Origin of the sequence: Geothrix sp. 21YS21S-2, assembly GCF_030846775.1 — a bacterium.
Taxonomy (GTDB): Bacteria; Acidobacteriota; Holophagae; order Holophagales; family Holophagaceae; genus Mesoterricola.
Map to the genome: position 1 here is coordinate 494248 of NZ_CP132910.1, position 23855 is coordinate 518102.

Annotated in this window: 20 protein-coding genes; 5 read left to right on the forward strand and 15 right to left on the reverse strand. The window is 64.0% G+C overall.

The annotated features are described in order from the left end of the window. Positions 1 to 39 precede the first annotated feature (39 nt). The 3 genes from ppk1 to RAH40_RS02220 form a co-directional block, all read right to left on the reverse strand. Entirely contained in the window at positions 40 to 2142 is a 2103-nt protein-coding gene (gene ppk1 / locus RAH40_RS02210) for a polyphosphate kinase 1 (RefSeq protein WP_306600432.1), read from the reverse strand. Between the two features lie 107 nt (positions 2143 to 2249). Beyond that, positions 2250 to 3209, reverse strand: a complete 960-nt coding sequence (locus RAH40_RS02215) for a nitrilase-related carbon-nitrogen hydrolase (protein WP_306600433.1) — start codon at positions 3207 to 3209, stop codon at positions 2250 to 2252. Beyond that, on the reverse strand, positions 3209 to 3871 hold the full coding sequence (locus tag RAH40_RS02220) for a GNAT family N-acetyltransferase (protein ID WP_306600435.1): 663 nt from the start codon (positions 3869 to 3871) through the stop codon (positions 3209 to 3211). Before RAH40_RS02220 ends, RAH40_RS02215 begins: the two co-directional genes overlap by 1 nt. 216 nt (positions 3872 to 4087) lie before the next feature. On the opposite strand from RAH40_RS02220, the gene RAH40_RS02225 reads away from it, so the two are divergent. Both RAH40_RS02225 and RAH40_RS02230 read left to right on the forward strand, forming a co-directional pair. Then, a complete protein-coding gene (locus tag RAH40_RS02225) occupies positions 4088 to 4282 on the forward strand; it encodes a hypothetical protein (protein ID WP_306600436.1) in 195 nt (64 codons plus the stop codon). Next, on the forward strand, positions 4282 to 4572 hold the full coding sequence (locus RAH40_RS02230; RefSeq protein ID WP_306600437.1) for a hypothetical protein: 291 nt from the start codon (positions 4282 to 4284) through the stop codon (positions 4570 to 4572). The genes RAH40_RS02225 and RAH40_RS02230 overlap by 1 nt, the downstream gene beginning before the upstream one ends. Here RAH40_RS02230 and RAH40_RS02235 read toward each other — a convergent pair. Beyond that, entirely contained in the window at positions 4529 to 4909 is a 381-nt protein-coding gene (locus RAH40_RS02235; protein WP_306600438.1) for a hypothetical protein, read from the reverse strand. The two genes, RAH40_RS02230 and RAH40_RS02235, sit on opposite strands and share 44 nt — an antisense overlap. A 207-nt stretch (positions 4910 to 5116) precedes the next feature. On the opposite strand from RAH40_RS02235, the gene RAH40_RS02240 reads away from it, so the two are divergent. Further along, on the forward strand, positions 5117 to 7126 hold the full coding sequence (locus tag RAH40_RS02240; RefSeq protein WP_306600439.1) for an ATP-binding protein: 2010 nt from the start codon (positions 5117 to 5119) through the stop codon (positions 7124 to 7126). 3 nt (positions 7127 to 7129) lie between these two features. Continuing rightward, a complete protein-coding gene (locus tag RAH40_RS02245; protein WP_306600440.1) occupies positions 7130 to 8419 on the forward strand; it encodes a SpoIIE family protein phosphatase in 1290 nt (429 codons plus the stop codon). 8 nt (positions 8420 to 8427) lie between these two features. Here RAH40_RS02245 and RAH40_RS02250 read toward each other — a convergent pair whose 3' ends face one another. The 11 genes from RAH40_RS02250 to RAH40_RS02300 all read right to left on the reverse strand — a co-directional run bounded on the left by RAH40_RS02250 (position 8428) and on the right by RAH40_RS02300 (position 22488). Beyond that, entirely contained in the window at positions 8428 to 9282 is an 855-nt protein-coding gene (locus RAH40_RS02250) for a GGDEF domain-containing protein (RefSeq protein ID WP_306600442.1), read from the reverse strand. After that, a complete protein-coding gene (locus RAH40_RS02255) occupies positions 9254 to 9634 on the reverse strand; it encodes a DUF1987 domain-containing protein (RefSeq protein ID WP_306600443.1) in 381 nt (126 codons plus the stop codon). Before RAH40_RS02255 ends, RAH40_RS02250 begins: the two co-directional genes overlap by 29 nt. A gap of 14 nt (positions 9635 to 9648) precedes the next feature. Further along, the gene (locus RAH40_RS02260) at positions 9649 to 10239 is read right to left on the reverse strand and encodes a SiaB family protein kinase (RefSeq protein WP_306600444.1); all 591 of its coding nucleotides are present in this window, start codon (positions 10237 to 10239) and stop codon (positions 9649 to 9651) included. Beyond that, positions 10236 to 11906 carry a hypothetical protein gene (locus RAH40_RS02265; RefSeq protein WP_306600445.1) on the reverse strand — a complete coding sequence of 557 codons (1671 nt, stop codon included), beginning with the start codon at positions 11904 to 11906 and terminating at the stop codon, positions 10236 to 10238. Before RAH40_RS02265 ends, RAH40_RS02260 begins: the two co-directional genes overlap by 4 nt. A gap of 1 nt (position 11907) precedes the next feature. After that, complete coding sequence (locus RAH40_RS02270; protein WP_306600446.1) at positions 11908 to 12855, reverse strand: PstS family phosphate ABC transporter substrate-binding protein; 948 nt, start codon at positions 12853 to 12855, stop codon at positions 11908 to 11910. 134 nt (positions 12856 to 12989) lie between these two features. Next, entirely contained in the window at positions 12990 to 15677 is a 2688-nt protein-coding gene (locus tag RAH40_RS02275) for a glycosyltransferase (RefSeq protein ID WP_306600447.1), read from the reverse strand. Positions 15678 to 15736: 59 nt separating this feature from the next. Then, positions 15737 to 18073, reverse strand: a complete 2337-nt coding sequence (locus RAH40_RS02280; RefSeq protein WP_306600448.1) for a hypothetical protein — start codon at positions 18071 to 18073, stop codon at positions 15737 to 15739. 4 nt (positions 18074 to 18077) lie between these two features. Further along, positions 18078 to 18722 (reverse strand): phosphatase PAP2 family protein, encoded by a 645-nt coding sequence (locus RAH40_RS02285; RefSeq protein ID WP_306600449.1) that lies wholly within the window; start codon positions 18720 to 18722, stop codon positions 18078 to 18080. A 145-nt stretch (positions 18723 to 18867) separates the two neighbouring features. Further along, positions 18868 to 20913 (reverse strand): alkaline phosphatase, encoded by a 2046-nt coding sequence (locus tag RAH40_RS02290; RefSeq protein WP_306600450.1) that lies wholly within the window; start codon positions 20911 to 20913, stop codon positions 18868 to 18870. Beyond that, positions 20910 to 21491, reverse strand: coding sequence for a hypothetical protein (locus tag RAH40_RS02295; RefSeq protein ID WP_306600451.1), 582 nt, complete (start codon positions 21489 to 21491; stop codon positions 20910 to 20912). The genes RAH40_RS02290 and RAH40_RS02295 overlap by 4 nt, the downstream gene beginning before the upstream one ends. A 664-nt stretch (positions 21492 to 22155) precedes the next feature. Next, positions 22156 to 22488 carry an STAS domain-containing protein gene (locus RAH40_RS02300; RefSeq protein ID WP_306600452.1) on the reverse strand — a complete coding sequence of 111 codons (333 nt, stop codon included), beginning with the start codon at positions 22486 to 22488 and terminating at the stop codon, positions 22156 to 22158. Positions 22489 to 22808: 320 nt separating this feature from the next. Between RAH40_RS02300 and RAH40_RS02305 the strand changes: the two genes are divergently transcribed. Then, on the forward strand, positions 22809 to 23852 hold the full coding sequence (locus tag RAH40_RS02305) for a GlxA family transcriptional regulator (protein ID WP_306600453.1): 1044 nt from the start codon (positions 22809 to 22811) through the stop codon (positions 23850 to 23852). Positions 23853 to 23855 lie beyond the last annotated feature (3 nt).

Below are 23855 nucleotides of genomic sequence, written 5' to 3' on the forward strand. Positions count from 1 at the left end.
GGTTCTCCGGTGCCCTTGCTGTCGCCGTCTCCAGCCGTTTCAGGATCGTCGAAGGGCCGCCGAGGCCGTTCGCCCCTTGGCATAGATGTGCGCCTGGCTCCGGAAGGGGGGCCAGGTGGTGTCGAGGCCCCGGCCGATCACGCTGCCATCCCTTCCCAGGGCACGGCCCTTGAGTGTGTCGTGAAGTTGGTCCTCCAGCATTTCCACCACCTGGGATGCCAGGGCGGCATCCACTAGGGGAAAGGCGATCTCCACCCGGTTGTCCAGGTTCCGGGTCATCAGGTCCCCGGAGGAGAGCAAGGTTTCGGAGGCTCCGCCGTTCTGGAAGTGGTACACGCACGCGTGCTCCAGGAACCGGTCGATGATGGAAATGGCGCGGATGTTCTCGGAGAGGCCAGGTACGCCCGGCCGGAGGCAACAGGTACCCCTCACGAGCAGATCGACCTTCACACCGTCCCGGCTCGCCTCATACAGGCCCTGGATCATCGCCGGATCCACAAGGGCATTCATCTTGAGGATCATCCTGGCCTCACGCCCATTCCGGGCATGGTCCCGTTCCCGCTGGATCCGGTTCCAGATTCCCTGGCGAAGTCCTTGGGGGGCGATGAGAAGCCGGTGGCATTCCGGAAGGCGGGCATAACCCGTGAGCAGATTGAAAAGATTGGAAAGATCCTCCCCGAATTCCGGGCGCGCCGTGAGCAGGCCCAGGTCGCAATACAACCTCGAGGTCTTCTCGTTGTAGTTGCCCGTCGAGAGGTGGCAATAGCGTCGCATCCCGGTGGCTTCCTGGCGGATGACCAGACAGGCCTTTCCGTGGATCTTGAACCGGGGCATCCCATAGACCACGTGGGCCCCCGCCTTTTCCAGGCGCCGGGCCCAGGCGATATTCCCTTCCTCGTCGAACCGGGCCCGGAGTTCGATGATGGCCGCGACCTGTTTGCCGCGCTCAGCCGCCAGTTCGAGAGCCACGGCGATGGGGCTGGATTCCGTGATCCTGTAGAGCGTGATCTTGATCGCAAGGACCTTTGGGTCATTCGCAGCCTCGCGGATGAAGCGCACCACGCTGTCGTCGAAGCTCTGGTAGGGGTGAAGGAGCAGGATGTCATTCCGGCTGATGGCTTCGAAAAGGGATGGCACAGCCTCGATCTGGGGCACCGGCCGTGGCGGGGTGGCGAGGTCCTTGAGGTGGGGCAGATCCAGTTGGGCATAGAGCTGCATCAGGTCCGAGAAGGCCGCGAATCCCTCCGTGGGGTACAAATCCTCTGGGGCCAGTTCCAGTTCGTCGATGAGCAGCTTCAGGAGCCCCGGGCTCAGGCCTGCCTCGTACTGGAGGCGCACCACGGCGCCCCTTCGGCGGCTTCGAAGAAATTCCTCCACCGTATCCATGAGATCTTCACCGCTGCTCTCCTCCACGGGGAGATCCGAATCCCGGGTGACCCTAAGGGCGTGGCAATTCCTGATTTCATAACCCTGGAAGACGTGCTTCAAGTTCATCCGGACCACATCCTCCAGCATCACGAAAGCATGGGTGCCCCTGGCAGAGGGGACGCGAAGGAAACGGGTGGACAGCGTTGTGGGCACATGGATGATCGAAAGGCTGGACGCGGGGAAGGGTGCCTTGCCCGCGTAGGCCGAAGCTTCCAGTTCCGCCATGAGGACCAGAACCCGATTGCCAAGGCGGGGGAAGGGATGGCCCGTGTCCACCGCCAGGGGGGAGATGAGGGGCAGGAGGTTGTGTTCGAAGTAAGCCTGGAGGAATTCCGTTTGCGCCGGGTCCAGATCCCCGGGTTTGAGGATGGCGATGCCTTCCGCGTTCATGGCGGGTTCAATGGACTGGTGCAGAACCCGATGCTGACGGGAAGCCAGAATGTGGATCCGCTTCGCCACTGCGTCCAGCAATTGACGTGGCGCCAGTCCGTCAGGGCCCGGCTGGGTCACTCCGGCATCGATCTGACGATAAATTCCGGCCACCCGAACCATGAAAAATTCGTCCCAGTTGGATGAAACAATGGCGAGGAACTTCACGCGTTCCAGGAGGGGCACGGAGGGGTCCTCGGCTTCTTCCAGGACCCTTTCGTTGTACGCCAGCCAGCTCAGCTCCCGGTTGAGGAGGTCGTCCGGTCCAGGAACATGTTTATCCATGTATTTGAGTATGCCTCGCCTGGCCCCATTCCTGCGGACCAAACCGCCCCTCCCGAAGGGGAGGACGGGAAGTCGTCGTTGGGTCCAGCGGCCCCCGGGGGGTGGTTTCACGAGGTTCCGTGGGTGAGCCTGAAACCCACGCGGCGGCTCACGGTCCGGACCTCGCCGTCGAAGCGGGTATGGAGCGTGTCGTTCTGGCTGTCACGGAAGGTCTGTACGCTGCCGTGCTGCCGGGCCCGGTCCAGCATCGACAGATCGAGGTCGGCGACGATCACCTGGCCGACATTGGCGGCCGCCTCCGTGGCGATGCCGTCCACGGGAAAGGCAAAATCGGATGGGGTGTACATTCCGCTCTGGGCGTACTGGCTGGTGAAATAGGTGACGAGCGGCAGGCTTCCCACCATGCCGGCGGTGACCGTATAGATCTGGTTCTCGATGGCTCTGGCCCGGGCGCACGTGCCGACCCGGCAACTGCCGCGCCGGTCATCGGTCATGTACGGCACTACGATCAATTGCACGCCGTGGTGATTGCATAGGATCTTCGCCAGTTCCGGGAACTGCACGTCGTAGCAGACGGCCACGGCGAATTTTCCGAAATCCGAGTCGACCACCAGCAGATCCCGGCCTGGGGAGAAGTTCCACAAGGTTCGCTCCGCCGGCGTCAAATGGAGCTTGGCCTGATGAAGGGGGTCGTAGCCCGGGAAATAGATGGAGGAGACGTTCAGGAGGCGGGCTCCGTCCAGTCGGGGCATGGTTCCTGCGACGATGATCCGCTCGTATTCGTTGGCAAGCCGGCAGAACAGGGCGTCGAAGGCCCCGGCCTGCTCTTCGGCCAGCCTGCGCATCACCTCCGCGGGTTCACCCTCCCCGCTGGTGAGCCCCAGGAGCTGGGCCCCGAGCAGCTCGGGGAAGACGATGAGGTCGGCGTCGTAGTCGTCACCTACGTCCACGTAGGATTCCACGTGCCGCGCGAAGTCCTCGAAGTTCGAGATGGACCGCAGGGCATACTGGACCGCGCAGACCCGCACCGGCCTGGACATGACGGGAGTGGGAGCGGAGAACCGCATCAGAATTCCATCACGATCAAGGCTGCGCAGTTCCGGCTTTCCGGATCGGAGATATAGTCTGGCAGGAGCCCGCGCAAGGTGAACCCCAGGCGGAGTTGGGTGGAGAGGGTCGGGTCGAAGATGAGCCGCCTTTCAACCAGCTTGAGGTAGCCTTCCGGGGTGAGCAGGTCGGTCGCAAGGTGGTAGCCGGGAATCCGGGCCCCCGCGACAAAGCGCCGGCAACCCATGCGGAGGGCCATGGTAATGCGGGCTGAATAGAGCTGGCGGGCCAGTCCCAACCCCTGGAACTCGGGGTCCACGGCCAGATCCACCCCATAGAAGGCGTCGCCGTCCGGGTCGTGGGTGGAGAGCGTCCCCTTCCCGGTGACCTCGGACCAGCGGTGGGGAGTCAGGGCTTTTGCGGAAGATACCATCATGGAGGTGGCGTCCGCGACCAGCCTTCCCTGGCTGGTAAGGATCGAGAACTGCCCCTCGGGGAAATGCCTGGCATGTTCGAGGAGGGTTTCCGCCGGCCACACGGCCTCGGGCCCATGGGGCTGGATGTAGACGCGCTTCATCAGCTCCACCACCGCCGGGATGTCGTCCACCCGGCGGGGCCGGAGGACCCAGCCTTGCGGCAGGGGCTTCATGACCAAGGTTCTGTCTTTCAGTGCGACGTTCATGCCGGGTCCTCCAGGGGGGACGATTCCAAAGCCTACGAGGCGAAGGTGATTTCGGTGTGACAGGCGTGGAACAGGCGGGCCCGGTCGCCAACTGGGGTCGATGGCGTTGTCGGCAAGATCCGGTTGCGAAGTTTGCAATTTTTAATTGCACAAAATGTTTGACAAACGTGCGGGTCCATCTAATTTGAACCATAGCTGGTGCTGCGGAGGGACCCAATGGCCAAACTTGAGAAGAGCAGCAAGAAGAAACCGGGGAAGCTCCACGTGGAGATCCCCAAGGCCAACTGGGCCAGGCTGGAGGCCTTCCTCAAGGCCTACAACGAGGACCCGGGCCGTTTGACCCCGAAACTCAAGCCTGCCCACGTGATCAATCAGGCACTTGTGCACTACCTTTCCGGGAGGGTCGTCTGATGGCCGGCAAGCGGAAGGTGGCAGCCAAGAAGAAACCCCAAGCCAAACGCGTCGTCACCGAAATCGCCCCCGGAGTGAGGAGGATGCTGGACGGCTACATGAAGGCCTACAACGACGGGCCGGAGCGCGTCTCCTCGCCTCTGAAGTACACGGACATCGTCAACCTGGCGCTCGATTCCTTTCTCCCCGGAAGGCCGGAGCCTGCCGGGACCCCGGACGAGTCCGCCCCGGAAGGTTCTTCCTCGGCTACGGCTGAGCAGGCCCCGGTGGAATCTCCGATGACGGTTTGAATCCCCGGGTCCTCGGGGACCTGCGCCGCGTGGAGGCGCTTGAACCGAAGAGGAACGGTACGTCCACGACCGAGCCATCCTCCGGGTCCATGAAAGTGAGGCCGCTTTCCACCTTCATCTGCATGGTCTGCCTCAGGAAACCTTGGGCGACCATGAGGGCATGAAAGGAATCCGAACCCCGGAGATCATGGTTGCCGATCTGAAGGGCCGGCGCTTTGACCGGGCAGGCCCATTCATGATCGTTTACCCGGTAGGGTTTCCCGATCCGGATCGAGACCGGCTCACGTTCTCCAGAAGGATGGACCAGGATGACGGAACTCTCGGCGACGATTTCCATGGTGACTCCTCAGGCACTGCAACAACCATTTTACACCCGGCTCCCGGTGGGGTGATTCCAGGGAGCCTAAAAACGTTTACATAAACGTAACCTGATCAAGCATCTCCGTAATAATTCCCCTACGAAAATGCTTGAATGCAGAGACGAGAAATCCTGGTTTCAGCCCGCCCCGGGGATCCACCGAGCCGAGTGGATTGGGTTTCCCTGGTGGACCATCAGGAATCCATCCCGATGGGCCTTACCGTCGAACAAGCTTATGGCTGGTTCCGGGATCATGCCCAGGACTTTGCCGCCGTGGTTGACGGTGGGACGTACATCGGCCTCATTTCCCGTGGACATCTGGGCTTCCTCCTTGGAACCCGCTTCGGGTTCACCCTTCACAGCCGGCATTCAATCCAGGACCACATGCTCCCTGAGAGCCTTGTGGCAACCTCGACGATGAACCTGATGGACGTGCTTGAAGCGGCCTTGTGCCGGACGGGGGACGCCTTCTACCACGATGTGCCCGTGGTGGACCTGGACCGGCGGTTCCTCGGAATCATTCCGGTGCCGTCCCTGGTCCGGGCGCAGTCCTCGGTTATCGCCGAACAGTTCAATCTCGCGGAGACTCAGCGGCAGGAACTTCTCCTGAGAAATCAGGATCTATTCCGGAGCGTCCACCAGTTGCGCCAATCACAGGGACGCTACGAGACACTCTTCCAGAACAGCCCTGTCGGAGTCGCCCTTCTGCAGCGGGACGGACGGATCGAGGCCTACAACGGCAAACTGCAGGAACTCCTGGGGACAAGGCCCGAAACAGGCACTCCAGGTTTGAACCTGGCCGACTTGATTCCCCCGAACCATCGCAGTTCCTTCCTCGAACTGCTCAGTCTCCACGAATCCGGCGCCATGCTTCCCGCCAACCATGCCAACGAGTTCCCGATCAACTTCCCGGGACCAGGGGAACGCCTTTTCAAGCTATATACCTCCCTGGTGCGTGAGACCGGTCAGATCTGCACCATCTTCCACGACATAACCGAACAGCGCGTGGTTGAACGCAAACTCGCCATCCAGGACAAGGCTGCGCTGATGGAATCCCTGGTTGGGGGCATCGCCCATGAGTTGAACAACAAGCTTTCTCCGGTACTCGGGTTCGCCGAGCTTCTGGAAGTCCGGTTGCGGGCCCTGGAAGGCCAGGATGTCCTGGAGAACTACTGCGGCGCCATCACGCGGAGCGCCCAGGAGTGCGTGCGCATCATCCGGCAGCTCCTCCAACTGTCCCGACCGGCCACCATGGAACTCCACCCTGTGGACCTCCACGGCATCCTCGATGAAGTGGTCTCGATCATGCGCTTCAGGATCCGGGGAGCGGACGTCAAGCTTGATCTCACCCTGCCTGAAGAGGGGCTCCGGATTCTGGCCGATGCGCCCCAGATCAAACAGGTATTCGTAAATATCCTGATCAATGCGGTGGATGCGATGGATCATTCGAGCCGCAAGGACCTCACGGTCAGCGTTGAAACCGTCCCGGGAGGGTGGGCGGCCGTTTCCGTGCGGGACACGGGTCATGGCATTCCCCCGGATAAACTAAACCGGATCTTCGATCCCTTCTACACCACCAAGAGCTCGGAGCGGGGAACCGGATTGGGACTTAGCGTCTGCCTTGGCATTGTCCGGCAGCACTGGGGAGAGATCTCGGTGAACAGCATCCAGGGGGAAGGAACGGAATTCAAAGTCCTGCTTCCCCTCGCGCCTTCCGACCCAAAGACCGTCCCGGAATCCCTGGAAGCCACCCGCAAGGTTGATCCTCATGCCACAAGGCCTCCAGAGCCGGCCAAGGGTACCGACGTCAACGTGCTGGTCATCGATGATGAAGAGTACATCACGAGTTTGGTGCAGGAGTTGCTCCGAAGCTTTCTTGGATGGCGCGTCGAACGCGTACATGACGGACGGGAGGCCATCCACCGGATGGAAACCGCCTCCTTCGACCTGATCATCACGGACCTTCGGATGCCCGGCCTCGACGGGTTCGCCATCCTGAACTGGGTCCGCGACTTCCGCCCGTCCCTGGTCAGCCGGGTGCTGGTGATCACTGGGGACCCTGGCAGCGCCGTCCTGGACCAGGATCTCCTGGAACTCGAAGTTCCAGTGCTCCGCAAGCCCTTTACACCCCAGGAACTCCTGGCCCAGTGCCGGGACCTGCTCCAGCCAACCCTGACAACGTCCCCCCGGAGCTAGATCATGGCCAAGATGGAACAACTGCACGCAATGCTGGCCAGGTCCCTGGCTTCGACCCTGGAGGACCGCTCGATCGACATCGTCAACCAGGCCCGGGACCTCTTGCATGAACGGCCTGTGGTCCAGTTGGATACCACCAACGAAGAAGTTCGCGTGTTCCTGGCCGGCCACCCGGACCTGGAGGTGGTGGCTGTCGTCAACGAACAGAACCGCCCCATCGGCCTCATCAACCGCTTCATCTTCGCCGAGGCCTATGCCCACCCCTTCGCAAGGGAAGTGTATGGCAAACGGTCCTGCATCGCGTGGATGGACAAGGATCCCTTGGTCCTGGACGAGGAAACAGGCATCGAGGCGCTCATCAAGGCGGCCCTGGCCAAGGGCCCCAGGGTCCTCAAGGACGGGTTCATCGGTACGCGGGATGGCCGCTACATCGGCCAGGGAACAGGGTTCGCCCTGATGAAGGCCATGGAGGCTCTGGAGACCGAGCGGTCCCGGCAGGTCATGGAGAGCATCGAATACGCGAGCACCATCCAACGCTCCCACCTCCGCACGTCCAACCTTCATCTGGCCGAGACGCTGAAGGACTATGCCCTTCATTGGGCTCCCCGGGACGTGGTGGGCGGGGATTGCTATTTCTTCCGGCGCACGCAGGCCGGTCTTTTCGGCGCCATCGTCGACTGCACGGGGCATGGCGTTCCCGGAGCCTTCATGAGCCTCATCACCCTTTCCTTCCTGGGCTTCCTGATCGGGGATGGTCAGGAGCGGGTCGGGCCCGGCCAGGCTCTTACCCTGCTCAACCAGCACATCAAGGCCGTGCTCTCACAGGCCCAGGCGCCGGAGATGGAGGCCTGGGAAGCCGATTCCCTGCGTGTATCCGACGATGGTCTGGACGCAGCCTGCTTCCTTCTCGCTCCGGACGGGACCAGGCTGGTATTCGCCGGTGCCCGGATGCCGATGTTCCTTGTCAACGAGGACCCGGAGGAAAGCCGGATCATCGAAGCCGAGCGCATGGGCGTGGGGTACGTCGGCACGCCCGATGACCACCTCTGGCTGGAGCAGGACGTGTCACTGCCTTGCGGAAGCAGGGTGGTGATCCCCACGGACGGCATCACGGACCAGGTCGGTGGTCCCAACGGCTTGTCCCTGGGCCGGAGGCGGCTCATGGAGTGGCTCATTGGCACGCGTACGCTGTCCGCGGAGGCCATCGGGCAGCGCTTCCTTGACCTTCTCGGGGCATGGCAGGGGGAGCAGGTGCGCCGGGATGATGCGACGTTTCTCGTGTTCACGCCCTGAAGGCTCCATCAGCCGGGGCCTACCCCAAAATCGGGACTCACGCGATTCCTGCCTGCCTCCTTGGCGGCGTAGAGCCGGGAATCGGCCCTCGCCATCAGGGAGGGAAAGGACTCCTCGCCCTCAAGCTGCGCGACTCCGATGCTGACGGTAATCCGGAAGGGCGTCTGGCCTGCGGTCATCTCCCAGGCTTCGACGGCAACCCGCATCCGGTGGGCGACCTCGCATGCCTCCGTCAGGCTTGTCTCCGGCAGAAGCACGCCGAATTCCTCCCCGCCGATTCTCCCGATGGTATCCATCGCCCGGAGGCAGGGGCGGCATAGCTGGACGAAGCGCACCAAGGTCTCATCACCTGCTCCGTGGCCATACGTATCATTGACCCGTTTGAAATGATCGAGATCCAGGGCGAGGCAACTCATGCCTCGGCGTGTGCGGAGTTCCCTCTTGTGTTCATAGTCCCCAAGCTCGAGGAACCTCCGCCGGTTGTATACGCCGGTCAGGGGATCCGTGGTCGCCAGCACCCGGAGCTCCACTTCGAGGGCCTTCCTGGATTCCACTTCATGGGCCAGTTCCGTGTTCAGGATGAGGAGGTGCTTCGCCTGTTCCTCCAGGAGGCGGGACTTGTCTGAGAGTTCCTTGCTCACCGCTCGAAGCTGGGCCTGCTGCCGGTCACTCCCTCGCATGAGCCGGTGCTGTTCACGGGCACTCCGCTGGAAGGCTTCGATCAAGTCCCCGATGGTCCTCCCCAGGCCGGCAGCGTCCTCAGGATGGTCCTCCAGGAAGGCCGCGGCCTTGCGGATGACGCCATTCTCCTGGTCCAGGAGATCGAAGGCCGGTTCAGATCTGGATGAGTTCGAAATGGACATTCTTGAGCTCCCCTGAAAAGTCCTCGCCGAATTCCCGCATCACGTCATCGTCTTCCTGGACAAGCCAGCGGATGACCACGCGTGTTCCATCCGAGGCCGTGGCTTCCAGGATCTGGATGAGATTCATGAGGGCCTTGGCGCTGCTGGTGTTGAAATAGATGAGCTGGAAGTCCACCCGCAATTCCCGCCCATGGATGGATTCGCAGTGGGACGCCAGGGCCTTCAGGAGGGGGCCGAAAAACGAGGCCGCATCTTCCGGGTAGGCCTCCCCCCGCAGGGACAGGTGGTTTTCGGTGAAGCGGAAATCCACTTCCGGGGATCGCTCGCGGGCGGGAAGGTAGATGTTCTCCATGGCGGGCTCCGGGTTCAGATGAAAACTTTCATGCAATAGAAGGTGGTCTGGCCGTCGATGGCCAGGAAATCAAACTGGATCGGTTCACTGGCCCGGCGGGCTATCTCGATGAGGCCCAGGTTCGCCCCCTTGCTCCCGGGGCTGGCGGGGTCCATGATCCGCTCCCGGTAGTAGGCCTTGATGCCGGCCGGGTCCAGGCCCCGGAGGATCTCAAGGCGGGCCTGGAGCGGCTCGGCATCCTCGCGCCGCATGACATTGCCGCACACCACGAAAAAGCGGCCCTCTTCGGTTCCCACTGTGATCAGGCCTGAACGGAACTGCGGGCCTTCCCTTTCAGGGTCGCCGAGGATCTCGGCGGAGTACCTGATGATGTTCTGGGCCTGCTCCACGAAGACCGAGAAGACACGCTTGATCGTGGTGACGTTGGTCTCGTCGGCGGACATCTTCTTCTTCAGCGCGTCCCCGAGGGCGAACAGGATGGTTTCGGAGATGAAGCCGTTGAAGGAGAATAGGATTCCCTTCCGGGCGCTCTCGGTCTTCATGCGGAAGTGGTCGGATGCCAGCATGGGGGACGTCTCCAGGGAGTCGTTGGCGGGGGGGATCATGGTTTTACCTGGACTTCCACCCAGTCCCGAACGGGTTTTCCGCCCCGGAGTGCCGGAAGGTACCGGCCCTTCAGGACGGTTTCCATGGCCGCCTGCGCGGCTTTCGAACCCGGTGCCGGGCCCGCCACGGGGGTGGCGCGCAGTGCGTGACCATCCTCGTGCACGAAGACCCTCAAGACTACGGGGACCTTGGGTTCTCCTTGGGGCCAGGGCACGGGTGAAAGGCTTCTGACCTGGGCGGGCCGGTCCTGGGTGACGGCAACCGGGGAAGCGTTGGGCGCAACGTCCTTGATGGGCGCCGCGCCGGGCGCGGCCTTCGGGTTGGCAGGGAAGGGGCCGGTGGGCTCCAACCGGGAGACCGGGGCGGGTTCTTCCCGCCCCGGCATTGCGGATGCCTGCCGTGCCGGTTTTTCCGCCTGGAGGTGTTCAAGTTCCATCCCCAGCCGTCTCCGTTGTTCCGCATTGGTGGCGGTGGTCGCCGCGCGTTCGAGTCCTTCCTTCAACAGCAGGTGGGTCCGTTCCAGGGACGCGGCATCCGTACCCTTCTGGACCTGCAGTTGGTAGGTGCTTCTCAAGGAGGCGAGCTCCGTTTCCAGACCCTGCCTGGAACGTTCCATGTGCCTCAGAGTGAGGAAGCCCGCCACGGCTGCGCAGGCGGCCACCAGGATGCCCGCGACCGTGATGCCCGCATACGTCCTCTTCGGGCCGGACACCTGAAGCTGGTCCGGGGACCCGGAAGCTTCGACCCACCAGCTTTCATGAGTTCTCAGGGCCTCCAACTCCTTTTCGAGCTGGTCCTGCTGGCTCGTATAGTCCTGACGGAAAAGGGTGTGCATCAAGTGGGCCAGATTGAAAGTGGAAGGACCGTCCTCATCCTCGAAGACGATCTTCTCGAATGCCTTCAGTGCGCCTTCAAGCGTCTCGAACGGCATTCCGCCGCCAAGGAGGCGGGCCAGGCCATTCCGGACCGCCTCTGGAAGGGCCACAGGACCCTCGGGAGTCCAGGCCTGGGCTTGTCCAATGGCCTCTGCCGGCGAGACCCCCGCGGGCAGAGCTTCGAAGGTGATCAGCTCGTAAAGGAACGTTCCGAAACGCAGAGCCTCGTCGCGAAGGTCCCCCGTCACCGGTCCCCGGGGAAGGCCCGGCAGGGCGGAGCGGAGCCCGGGCTCTTCATCCGCAAGGCGGATGAGGGTCGGCATCCAAGCCAGGTCCGGCAGGAACAGGCTGCCTTCAAAATCCACCCGTACGGAATCCAGGCTGAGGGCGCCAACGCTCTGGCCCGCGCGCCAGAACTTCGCGCACACATGGGCAAGGGTCCAGGCGATGTGCAGGGAGAGTGCGAGATCCAGCGGGAAGGCTTCCTCCCGGCACTTTTCCTGGATGCGGCGGATGCTCCGGCTCATCCGGTGGTCCAGCTTCCAATGGGGGGCAGGGTTCGTTCCGAACTGGTGGCCCGTCCCACAGGATGGAGGAACGTCCTGAGAACGCTGGCTGGCCTCCAACGCCGAAGTCACCTGGGGAAGCAGAAGCTCCGGCGCGAACCGACGCAGGAATATCGGGCGCGTCTCCCCTTCCGCATCCCGCTCCCAGGCCCGGCTGAGGGTGCCGAGGCCATCCGTGACGAGCTCCTGGGCGACAAGGATCGGACCAAAGGTGCTGAAACCCATGTCAACGCTCCAGGCTGAGGAGCTGCTTCTCGAGCAGATCCCTGCCCACGGGAACGGATCCATATTCCTGGACCAGGCGCTGCCCCTGGGGGCCGAGGATGAACTTCAGGAAGGCCAGCGGGGCCTCGGGCAGCGGTTTGCCGGGTTCCTTGTCCACGTAGATGTTGAGGCGCCGGGTCAAGGGATAGCGGCCGTTGAGGATGTTCTCCGTGGAGGGCATGTAGTACATCCCTGAGCAAGCGAAGACGGGGAGCATCTTCACGTCCGAACTGGCGTAGTTGGCGGGGCCGTAGCCGATGCCCGCGGGGTCCTTGCTGACGGCCTCCTCGATGCCCCACTGGTCACGCGCCTGGTAGCCGGCCCGAATAATTCCGCCCTTGCCCAGCACCTTCTCGTCGAAGAAGACGCGTGACCCGCTCTTCTCATCGCGACCGTAGACGTGGATTGGACGTTTTCGCCAACGGCCGCCCGCTCCAAGTTCTCCCCACAGCCCCAGGGGCCTGTCCCAGCCGGAAAGCCGGGTTGTGGAGTAGATGGCGTCGAGCTGTCCGAGGGCGATCCTGCGCACGGGATTGCCCCTGTGGACGTAGATGGCGAGGGCGTCCATCGCCACCACCAGCCGGGTGACGGGGAAGCCCCGGCGGGACTGGAAAGCCGCCTGTTCTTCAGGGTTCATTTCCCGGCTCATATGGCCCAGACGCACCTCGCCTGCCGTCAAGGCGGGAGGGGCCGTATTGGAACCGGGGCTCTCGATCTTGATTTCAACCTTGGGGTTCTGTTTCTGGAATTCGGAGATCCACAAGCGAATGAGGGGGTCCATGGAATCCGAGCCCTTCATCGAGAAGTGGCCTTCGATGGCGGATTTTTCTGGCTGTACGTCGCCCGCCGCGAAGGCGAATGCCGTTACGCCAAGACTCAGGAATGCCAGGGCCACCATACGTTTCAACATTTGAAGACCTCCTGATACAGATTTTCCTATCGCTCCGTAACCGCAGCGTTAAGAGCACACTACATTTCGCATCCCATCCGGCCTTCCTGGGCCCCCAGCCCGCCCAGGCGTGAATGCTGAGGGCTTTCGGGCGATCAGATGGCTCTTCCCAGACCTACCACCCGCATCATCTCATCCAAGATCTGATCCGCCCGATAGCTCCCTGCCGTGGCCAAGGCCCGGTTCCGGAACGCTTCCCGTTCGGCGGGAGGCAGCTTCATGTAGGCGGACGCGCGTTGGCCCATGTCCATGGCGTCCTCGCACACCAGGCCGTTGACCCCCTCTTGGATCAGGTCCGCAGGCCCTTTGACCGGGTAGCACGCCACCGGCAGGCCGCAGCTCAGCGCCTCCAGGACCGCGCAGCCGAAGGTGTCGAAGCGTGACGGGAAGAGCAGCAGGGAACTGGCCCGGAACCAGCCCGCGAGGGTCGCGCGGTCCACCCAGCCTGGGAAGTAGGCTTCCGGAGCCAGGCCCCTGAGCTTGCCTTCGGCAGGCCCGCGGCCCGCAATCACCAACTGGGCTGTGGGGATTTCCCGCTGGATGAGCCGCCAGGCATCAACGACTTCAAGGACACCCTTCTCCTCGGAAAGGCGCCCCACGTAGAGAAGGATCGGGCGGTCCGGGTCGATCTCGGGCGGCAACGCTGGATCCTCCCCGGCCTCCGGCACATACTCCGGAGCCGCCCAGTGGGCGGTGAGGTGGAGGCGGTCGCGGGGGATCTCCATGGCTGGGCCGGCCAGCCATTCGACATGTTGCCGGTTCAGGACGAACAGTCCCTCCCATTGGCGATAGAACCACCGGAGGAGGCGCCGGGCCCGGTCCAGGCCCTGCTGGTCCAGTTCGGAGTTGTGCACCAGGAATTCCAGCCAATCGGTGTGCATGAAGAAGTGGGCAGGGAGCCTCAGGGCGTGCTTGAGGAAGAGCCCCACCCAGCCCATGACGCCTTCGGTGGAGACGATCAGCCGGTCGTAACCCTCGGCTTCCACCAGGCGCAGCACCTCCAGGAGATCCGGAATGCGGATGGGCTGATCTCCGAAACCCGGCAACGTGAAGGACTCCAGGGGGCGCACGACCCGCAGGTGGGTTTCGGACGTCTGCTCCCCATGGCAGATGAGGAAGTCCACCGGCAGATCCCTGCGCCGCACTTCGGCCAGTACGGACTGAAGGGCGCTGGAGACGCCGTTGCCGTCGAAGAAGGTATCGGTCAGCCACAGCACCCGCCGGGGATGCCCGGTTCCCCCGATACCGGCGGCAAGGCGGTTCATCAGCTCGCGGCCGCCGTGCAGGTGGTGGGCTGCGATCCCGGAGGCTCCGGCCAGCATGGTCGTCATGAGGCTCGGGAACGTCAGGTCGTCCAGGACCGCCGACACTTGCACGGCGCTCATGGAACGCGGCTCCTTGGGACGCTCGTTGCCCAGGATGGCGCGGAAGTGGCTGGGGACCTCCAGGTGGGCGATCCAGTCATCAAGGCGCAGCGGGCGGCCGCCCTCCTCCGCGGCCCACCGCGCCGCGATCGGTCCGAGCCCCTTGCGGGCCCTGTGGAGGGTGAGCTTCATCATCCCGCTGAAAAGGTCGGAAAGGGCCTCGCGGAGGGTTCCGGGCAAGTCCTCGGGGCGTTTCCGCGCCACTTTCGAGATGTGCTCGAGGTGTTTCAGGAAGGGCTTGTAGTCCTCCTTCACGGTCAGCTTGAGCATGACGCCCGGCTTCTCTCCCTGCAGGCTGGCGTGCCAGGCCTTGAGGAAGCGCATGGTGTAGGCGTGCCGGCGCAGCTCGGCCAGCCCGTTGGCCACGACCAGGCACCCGAACTTGTCGGAGGCCTCGCCCTTGTGGAGCAGGATCCGGAGCAGGCCGGGATCCTCGAATTCCACGGCCGCCTGGGAGAGGAAATCAAGCACGGCACCCGTGAGGTTCTCCTGTTCCACCGCCCGGCCAAAGGGCCCCATGCGCTTGGCGCGGAGGGCTTCCAGGGCAAGCCGCGAAGGGGGTTCCCCGGCTTCCAGGCGTTCGGCGAGGTCAGGCACCTGCAACCAAGTGCCCGTCAGGCCCGCGAAGACGCCGAAGTGGTCGTCCGACCCTCCGGAGATGGCCTTCTTCCAGGGGTCGGCGCAGAATTCGAAGGGGTCCAGGCCGTGTTTGCGGGCATACCCGTTCAGCTTCTCGGGATCCATGGCCGAGACCCATTCCCAGGCCAGGAGGTTCTGCCAGGGGTCCCGCTGGCCGTTGAAGACCTCGAAGCGCTCGAACAACAGGGAGAACTTCTCGAAGACGTCCAGGTGGGGCTGGCGGTCGCGGGTGTAGAAGTAGAGCGGATGGGGCTGAATGACCGGCAGGTCGTGCTTCCGGCAGTACCGTAGGAAGGCGTAGATGTCCCGGCGTCTGCTTTCCAGCTCGTGTTCCTGTTCAGGGGTGAACCCGTAGACCAGGACGTGGATGGCGAGGTCGTATTCCGGAAACTGGCAGGTCCACTCCGCGGCGCTCAGGACGTCCTTGCCCTGTTCCGCCAGCTCCCAGCAGGACCGGGCATTGTTGTGGTTGGTGACGGTCCAGGCCGTGGCGCCCCGCTTGCGGAGGAGCTTGTGCAGCCGGCGCGGCTCCACCCAGGACTCGGGCAGGCGCAGGATCCGCCCCCACAGCTCGTCCGGCATATCGGAGTGCTTGTCGTGGCAGTGGAGGTCGATGCGCAGGGCCTCCCCATCGGGACCGCTGGCGTCAAGGCGTCCCGTCAACCTCTGCAGCAGGCCGGCGCGGAAGGAGGGGTCAGGGAGGAAGGTGGGTTCCGACACGCCACCAGCATCCCGGGCGGATGCTTCCTGGCGGTGGTTGGTGAGTAACGTTTGGGTTACTAATGAAGTTCCAGACGGCCCGAGTCCTGCAGGCTCAGAGCCGGGGTCCCCCAGGGGCTCTCGGTGGTTTCGATCCCGTTATCCGGCCGCAAACTTCCGGGAATCACGAGGACCAGGGGCCAGCCTGTTCGGAGCCCCTTCCGGTCCAGGTTCCAGGCCAGTTCGTAGGCACCCGGGCCCGTGGGCTTCAGCTCGAAGGTCAGCCGGCCCGCGGGAGTCGGGGCGTCCGTAAGGCCCAGGGGACCGTTGGCCCACCAGGTTCCGGGTGCGTTGGGCAAAAGGAGGATCCGCTCCCCCTGGTCCCGAACCAGGGCCAACCGGATCAGCGACAGTACCTCGGCGCAGGCCCACCCGTGGTCGCCGTCCCCCATGCAGCCGCCCCCGGTGCGGGGATGGCTGGCCTCGGGCCACGTGCAGGTGGGTGTGGCGTGGGCACGGACTCCGGCCAGCAGGTCCAGCCAGCGCCCATCGCCCAGGCACTGCAGGGCCCGGGCCAGTTGCACTGTCAGGTAGGCATTGCCTCCGGTATGGATGATGGGCTGGTAGAAGAAACCATCCCTGGCCCAGTTCTCGACCAGGAAGTCCACGTTGCCCTTGGCCCAGACAGCCTGCCCGAGGTCGAGGTCCAGGGGGCTGAGGGCCGCGAGGGTCCCGATACAGGCGGCGTCCGGGTGGCGGTAGGGGGAGGAGGGCAGGAGACCGGCCTCGCGAAGCGTGAGCCTTTCAATGTGGACCTGCAAACCGTCTCGGTAGGCGGCCGATTCGGTGGCCAGCCATTCTGCCAGCCGCCTGGCCGCGGCGGGGGCCGCGGGCCAGCGCTCCAGGGCAAGCCGGAACCGGTCCAGTCCTGCAAGGCTCCAGAAGTTGTCCCAGAGGTAGTGGTCATTGGGACCGAAGTGTTCGGCGGAGAGCCCGGCGGGGAGCAGGCCCGTCGCCGCGGGGTCCGGGTCCTTCCGGCGCGTCCTGGCGATCCAGCGTGCGCAGCGCTCCAGCTTCCGCCAATTCCGGGCGAGGAAGTCGCCATCGCCGGTCATCAGGACGTGGGTGGACCAGGTGAAGAGCGTTTCGCCCGAACCATCCCATTCGCCCGAGTGGGAGCGGAAATCGCCCGCCCAGGTCTGGGTCTTCAGCCAGGCCCGTTCCTTGTCCGCGACCGCCCCGTGCAGGCCCCAGAGATCATGGGCAAAGGCGAGGAAGGCGCTGTCCCGGAGCCAGTGGTGATTGTAGAAAAAGGCCCCCGGAGCGAAGTGGCTGCCGTTGTCGAAGGCCGGCAGGCGGTGCGTTAGGGTCGAGACCAGGGTCTGGATGCCCGGATCCGCCACGCGAAACCCCAGAGGCGTGGCACGCCCGGCCCAGGCCTGACTTTCCGCATCGGCCGCCGCCTGCAGTCCCTCCGTGTCCAGGCTGCCCCAACGCAGCCGGCCGTCGTCTGCGTGCACCAGGACGAAGGAGGACAGGTCCCAGGCCTGGCCGGATTCGAGCCGCACGTTCCACCGGGCGGCTCCCCCCAGCCATCCGTGCCTGCTCCGACCTCGGGTCATGGGCTCGGGAGGCGTTGCGTCCAGAAGCGGGTCGGTCCGGTCCCGGCCGAAGTGAACGGCGTCGGGTTCCCGGTCCACCATCAGCGCGGCCTGGCGATTGACGCTCCAGAACCTCCGCTTCATGCGGCTTCGGAAGACGGGGCCAAGGGTCAGGGCATTGTAGGGGCGCAGGCCGAGCATGAAGGTCAGGTCCGGCGGTCCCGGCCCCGCCCAGGCAAGATGGTGGGTCCAGTGGACCCAGTCCTGCCCCCCATGCCGGAAGGCCATGGCTTCCGAACTCCAGTCAAGCCCCTCCTCCACCTTGAACCGGGTGACGACCCGATTCTGCCAGCCTTCCCGGAGCTCCTGGGCCACCTGCGACGTTTCCAGGCGCGAAGGGATCCAGGTTCGACCGCCGACGGCCAGGGCCGGCATCCAGGACGGGGCGAAAGCTTTCGACGTGAGCATGCCGCAGGGATCCACCATGGCCTTCCATGGCGCGCCGCGAAGGGCCAGAGCCGTCCAGTTCCGGTTCGTGAGGTTCACGGTGAGTACGTTCACCCCGGTCGGGATGAAGGCAGGCGACTCGCGGCGCAACTGCTGCTCGGCCCACCAGGGCAGGGCCCACCCGGCATGGCCTTGGAATCCGAAGGTGTTGGTGATTCCCGTCAGAGCGAAGCTGAGGCCCTGGTCAATCAATTCAGGGGGGAAGAACACGGGCGACGGGCGCCCCTGGTTGCTCAGGGCCCGCAGGAAGGGGCTCCAGTGCCCTTTCCCCATCAATCTGAGCAGGAGGGTGATAATGCGGCGCCACATCCTTTCAGCGGGGCCATTCCGCTGCGCGGAGTTCTGCCAGACGCGCCTGATTAGTGGGCTTGGAGAGCCATACCCGCGCCCATTCGGCGCCCAGACGCTGGCCGGCCTCGATGTCGGAAGGGTAATGCACTCCGCCGACCACGCGGTTCACCCCCACCTGCCGGCCTGCCTCCAGGATCGATTCCCGATGCCCAGGCGCCAGTTCTGCAAGGATCATGGCAAAGGCGAGGCCACGTGTGGCGTGCCCGCTAGGGTAGGAGAAACTGGCTTCCCGCTCGATGGCCGGGCTAACCTGGGGATCGGCATCATAGGGTCGAGGCCGGGCCAATTGTTTTTTCAAAGGGTCGGTGATCGCCTTGAGCTCCCTGGCGACTTCGTCAAACAGGGCGGACGTGCGCGGCCGGGTGCGGGCGTCCAGCGGCTCGCCTAGCGCCTCCGAGAAGGCCGAGGGCCCCAGGATGACCTCGGACCTCGCCTTCGCCACGGCTGCGGCCGTGCGGGTCCGCTGGGCCCAGAGAACAATGGCGGTGTCGATCCGGGCCGCCTCCGTGCCTGTGGCCGGGAAGGGCTCGACCTGGGCACGCGCGGGTACTAGGCAGACCAGAGCTGCGAGGGGCGCCAGCAGATGACGGGTGGAGAATGGGCTCATGGCGGCTCCAGGGGGGCAGTCCTGCTCCCAACGTACCGGTCGGACGTAACCCCGGAGTTACATCCCTACCCCCCCCGCGTGAAATGAGTGCAGCACCGGCCTCCGGCCGGCGCTGCCCTTCTCCGGTCTGACGAACCGGCACTCGCTAGTCGTCGTCATCCGGGTCGTTGTCGGCCGGGTGATCGCCACCAAGGGCGGCCTTCATCAGCTTGAAGAACACATCGGTGTTCTTCTGCACGCCCACGAAGCGAGCCCAGGCCCGGTTTCCGGTGCTGTAGGCGGAAACCGGAATATCCGCCGCCGTGTGTACCGCCTGGCCTTCGCCGTTCAACTGGCCCCGGACGAAGAAGCCGTTCCGGTCGATATCCCGCAGCTCAGGGATGGTCGCGTAGCCTTTGGCGCCGAGGAGCCCGCCGGCGCCCTTGAACTGGCCGGGCAGGAGGCTGTCGATGACGGGCGTGGGCTTGGAGAGCCAGCTCTCGTAGCGGTCACTGTTGGCGCCGAAACCGATCAGCATCTTGTTGTCGATGTCCATGGTCGCGGGGTAGCCGTCATTCAGGATCTGGTAGCTGGGGAAGCCGGCGAAATCGTAGGTTCCCACGGCGTTCTGGCGCGCCGGGACCACGCCGGGATCCAGGGAGGCGCTGTCGGAGGGGAGGTTCTTCAGGGCCGCTATCCCGCCGTTCAGGGAAAGCGCGCCGATCAGGCTGAACCCCGAGCATTCGTGGTCCGCGAGGACCAGCACGGTGGTGTCGCCGAGCCGGTCCGCCCACTTGCGCGCGACGCCCACGGCCCGGTCGAATTCCAGGGTTTCCCCGATGGCGCGGTCGGCATCCATCAGGTGGGACTGCTTGTCGATGTGGGCGCCTTCGATCATCAGAACGAAACCTTCGTGGTTGCGGGAAAGCACGTGAAAAGCGGCCTCGGCCATCTCGTCGAGCATGGGCTGGTCGGGGGCCTTGTAGTCGTCCACGGCGAACGTGGAGGCGCCCGGAGGCAGGATCCCCCGGCGTTTGGCGACCTTGTCCAGGGCCACGTTCATGTTCCCGTAGCCGAACAGGCCGAGCAGCTTGTCCGGTGCATGGCCGGCCGCGGCCGCCTTCAGGTCCGTGCTGTTGTCGACGTAGGCGAACCCCGCGCTCTTGAAATCCGCGATGAGGTCCCGGTTGGCACTGCCCTGGCCCGCGGGAGTGGCGGGCAGATCCCAACCCGCCAGCACATCGGCGGGAAGGGCCGGATAGCCGGTTCCGGCGGTGCGGCTTGAGTAGAGGGTCGTGGAAGGAAGGAACCACCTGCGGCCGCCCCCGAGCAGGACACGCAACCCGGTGCTCTTGCGTTCATCCAGGTACTGGTCCACGACGCCGGTGCCGTTGTTGCGGTTGGCGGTATGGACGGCGTTGGCGGCGGGGGTGGCGTCCTCCACGTCGGCTGTGGTGACCAGGCCCAGGGCCGTGCCCTTCACGCGATGCAGATACTCGGCCATGTATTCAACGCGCGGCGCGAAGAACGAGTTGGTCACATGCGCCGGATAGACACCCTCCTGGCTGTTGATGAAGTGGTTCCCGGTGCTGTAGCAGGCCATGCCCGGCGCTGAATCGGTGATGATGCTGTTCAGGGAATGGGTGCTCACCAGGCCTGTCCCTGGAAACTGGTCCATCTCCAGCCTGCCGTTGGGGTTTCCGGCCGTCACGCCGTACCGGACGATCCTGGCTGCGGTCCGGTGGGCGATGCCCATGCCGTCGCCCAGCATGATCACGATGTTCCGGGTGCGGTGTCTTCCCCCCATGCCCTGGAAGAAGGGATCGATGATCTGAATGTGCGAAGTGACGGTGGTGGTGCCCGAGCCATCGGTGAGTTCAGCGGTCAGCGTGTGCTGGCCCTTGTGCTCCAGGTGGGCGCCGCGGAGGTTGAACCCGGCCCACCCGGGGGATGAGATTCCGTCGGTGGTGACGGTTCCCTGGGCTCCCGACGTTAAGGTGGCCCGATGCCCATCGACCCAGAGGCGCGCCGAGAAGGGGCCTGAGCCTTGCCCTTCGATTCGGATGTCGAAGCGCTGGTTGACCAGGAACCTGGCGCCGTCCGGGGGCAACAGGGCGGCGCCGGTGGGAGCCGCCATCGCTTGCGCGGCCCCCAGTGCGGAGAGCAGGACAAGCAGGGCGCCTGCCCTGCGGATCTGCAGATTCGGATTCATGGATGGGCCTCCGTGGGATGAGGTGGACGTGCATGCTTCGGCGACATGCCGAGCAGGTCTTCAGGTCGATCCAGAAGCAGTCGGATATGAGTCACCCGCTCGTCCTCCTCCACGCGATAACCGACCTGCAGGCGACCGGTCACTTCGAGCGCAGAGGGCGTGTAGGGGACCTCCTGGCCGGGGGAGGAACGGACCACCACGTAAACCGCCTCCGGGGGCAGGTCCGCGGTCCCTCCGCCCTCCTCGTCGCAGGAAACGGGCCGGGGCGTGAGGTAGAACGCGCCCTTGGGCGCCACCTCCATTTTCGCCATGAACCCAACCAGCCTCACGCGCTTGCCGGAAAGCGCCAGAAGCCGGCCGGAAGGCTTGATCGCCGATGCGTCCACCTCGAAGAAGTCCTTGAAGGCTAGGTGTGGGAGGTCCTGGCCCGGAATGGGCACCGGTCCGGTGACCTCCGCCCCCAGGGCCTCCTGGCAGCAGCCAAGGATCAAGACGCTTGTCAGCAGGGTGCACCCGAACCGCCGAACCGTGCGGTAGGCAGACGTTCGTCTGGGGGATGGGGATGGATTGATCATCATGGTTGCCTCTGGGTGAGATGTGTAGGCAACCCACGGGCGCTGTCAACGCACGGCCAGGCTAGGATATTCCCGCTCCTCCGAGTGGATTTCGTTTGCAAATTTATCGTTCGCGGGCCTTTCCCTCAGCCCGCATGGAACCGGAAGGGATGGGTCCTGCCGACAATGTCACTCACAATTTCCCGTTCCGTCACCTGTTCCCGGGGAATGGCACGGCCACCAACCTGCGGGGCTTCGCAAGGCGCCTTCCCTTTTCGTGGGCAGAGTCCGTTTGCTCAAATGGCAGTTGGCCCCGGGTTGCGGTCAGATCTCCACCTGCAGCCGGTCGCCCCATTCGTTCTCGACCGTGAGAATCGAGTTGGCCCGCTGCCTTGGGTCCAACGTTGATTCATACTCGGCTTCCGCCTTCCTGCTATCGCGTAAACGCTTCTCCATTGCACGCGCTTCCCGGGATGCGGGACGGACTTCCGCTTGGCGCCTGCTCATGCGTGAGGGGGGCGCATCATGGAATTTTGGTCCTGGAATATTCGGTTGTGCATAGGCGGTCCTTCTTCTTATTCGGCGGCTAAAGCTCACCAGCCTTGGCCTCATGTCTCCGAAAGAGGCTGTGCTTTGGCCGATCAACGCAATTTTGTACGTGGGTAGAGGGCAGGGGATACCACATGAATTACCAGATGATGTCTTCCGGTCCGGTCTCCCTCATGTCCAGCACCAGGTGCAGGTTGGCCATGCGCAATACAAGCGCGATCCGCGATCCGATTCCACAGAGGATCAACCGCCCGCCAAGGTTTCTGGTCGAAACAAAACTCGCCACGATCTGGCCCACACCCAGGCTGTCAATGAATTCAACCGAAGAGCAGTCAAGGACGATCTTTCGCACCCCTAAACCAAGGGCTGCATGGACAGCCTCCGAAAGGTCCTCCTTGCCTTCGGCGGCCGTCAACTTCTGGCCCGGGGCTAGGATGAGGACATCCTTATCCATTATTTGGGTGAGGTGCATGGAGCCTCCCGTCCGCCTGGACTGGTTCATTAGAGCAGGGACCCGTAAAATCCGAGTAACGTCTCGACCCGTAGTGTTTCCGATTGGCCTGCATGATGCCGTGGCGTGAGCTGTTGAACTGGACAGGGAATGCTATGTCCGCCTCCGGCGACCTCCATGCCCACCACGCCGCGCACCGCGGCGGCGATAGCGTTCATTCCCGCCAGGACCTGCGCTGGAGGCAGTCCGGCTTCCCGGAGGATGCCAAGGAGGAGGGCTATTGCTTCAATTTGGCAGGATCTGTTGGTTGATTGTCATTGGAGCCAGGAGGAAGCACTGACATGCTTCTTGACATGACGAACGCTTCCTCGCCCCGAAAGCCTTCCCCGGATCGCCCCGTGGTCAAGGGCCCCAGGCGGATCGCCATGCTTGCCTTCCCAAATGTACAGGTGCTCGATGTCATGGGGCCGCTTGAGGTATTTTCCAGGGCTTCCCGGTGGCTTCGTGACCAGGGAAAATCCGCCGACCTGGTGTATGAGGTTGAAATCATCGGGCTGGAGCGAGGGCCACTGCTGACCTCATCCGGGTTGCAGATCTTCGCCGGTCACGGCATGGCCGAGGTCAGGCGGGGAATCGACACCTTGCTGATCGCCGGAGGGGTGGGTGTGGAGCCGTGTCGTACATACACACCCATGCTTCGGTGGATACAGCAGCAAGCCAAACATGTGCGTCGCATGGCCTCGATTTGCACAGGTGCCTTCCTTCTGGCGGAGGCCGGCCTTCTCAAAGGGCGGAGGGCGACAACGCACTGGCACCATTGCTCGGATTTCACCCGGGCTTTCCCTGACATCAGGGTCGAATCGGACCCGATCTTCGTCCAGGATGGCGCCATCTACACCTCTGGTGGCGTCACCGCCGGCATGGATCTCGCCCTTGCGATGGTCGAGGAGGATTTCGGGCGCGAGGTAGCACTGGCAACTGCCCGCGAACTGGTCATGTTCCTGAAGCGGCCAGGCGGTCAGGCCCAGTTCAGTGCCCAACTCTCGGTCCAGCTTGCTGAGCACGCGCCCCTGCGGGCACTCCAGACCTACATTCTAGACCATCCAACTGAGGACCTCTCGATCGAGCAGCTTGCGCGCCGGACGGCCATGAGCCCACGAAATTTCGCCCGCCTCTTCACCCAGGAGATCGGCATCACCCCTGCGCGGTTCGTGACCTCGGCGCGGATCGAGACGGCCCGCCGACTGCTCGAAGAAACCACCGATCCACTGGAAGTCGTGTGTCTGAAGAGTGGCCTCGGGACTCCCGAGTCCATGCGCCGATCCTTCCTGCACGCCGTGGGCATTCCACCTAACCAATACCGCAAGCGCTTCAACCGTTCCTAACCA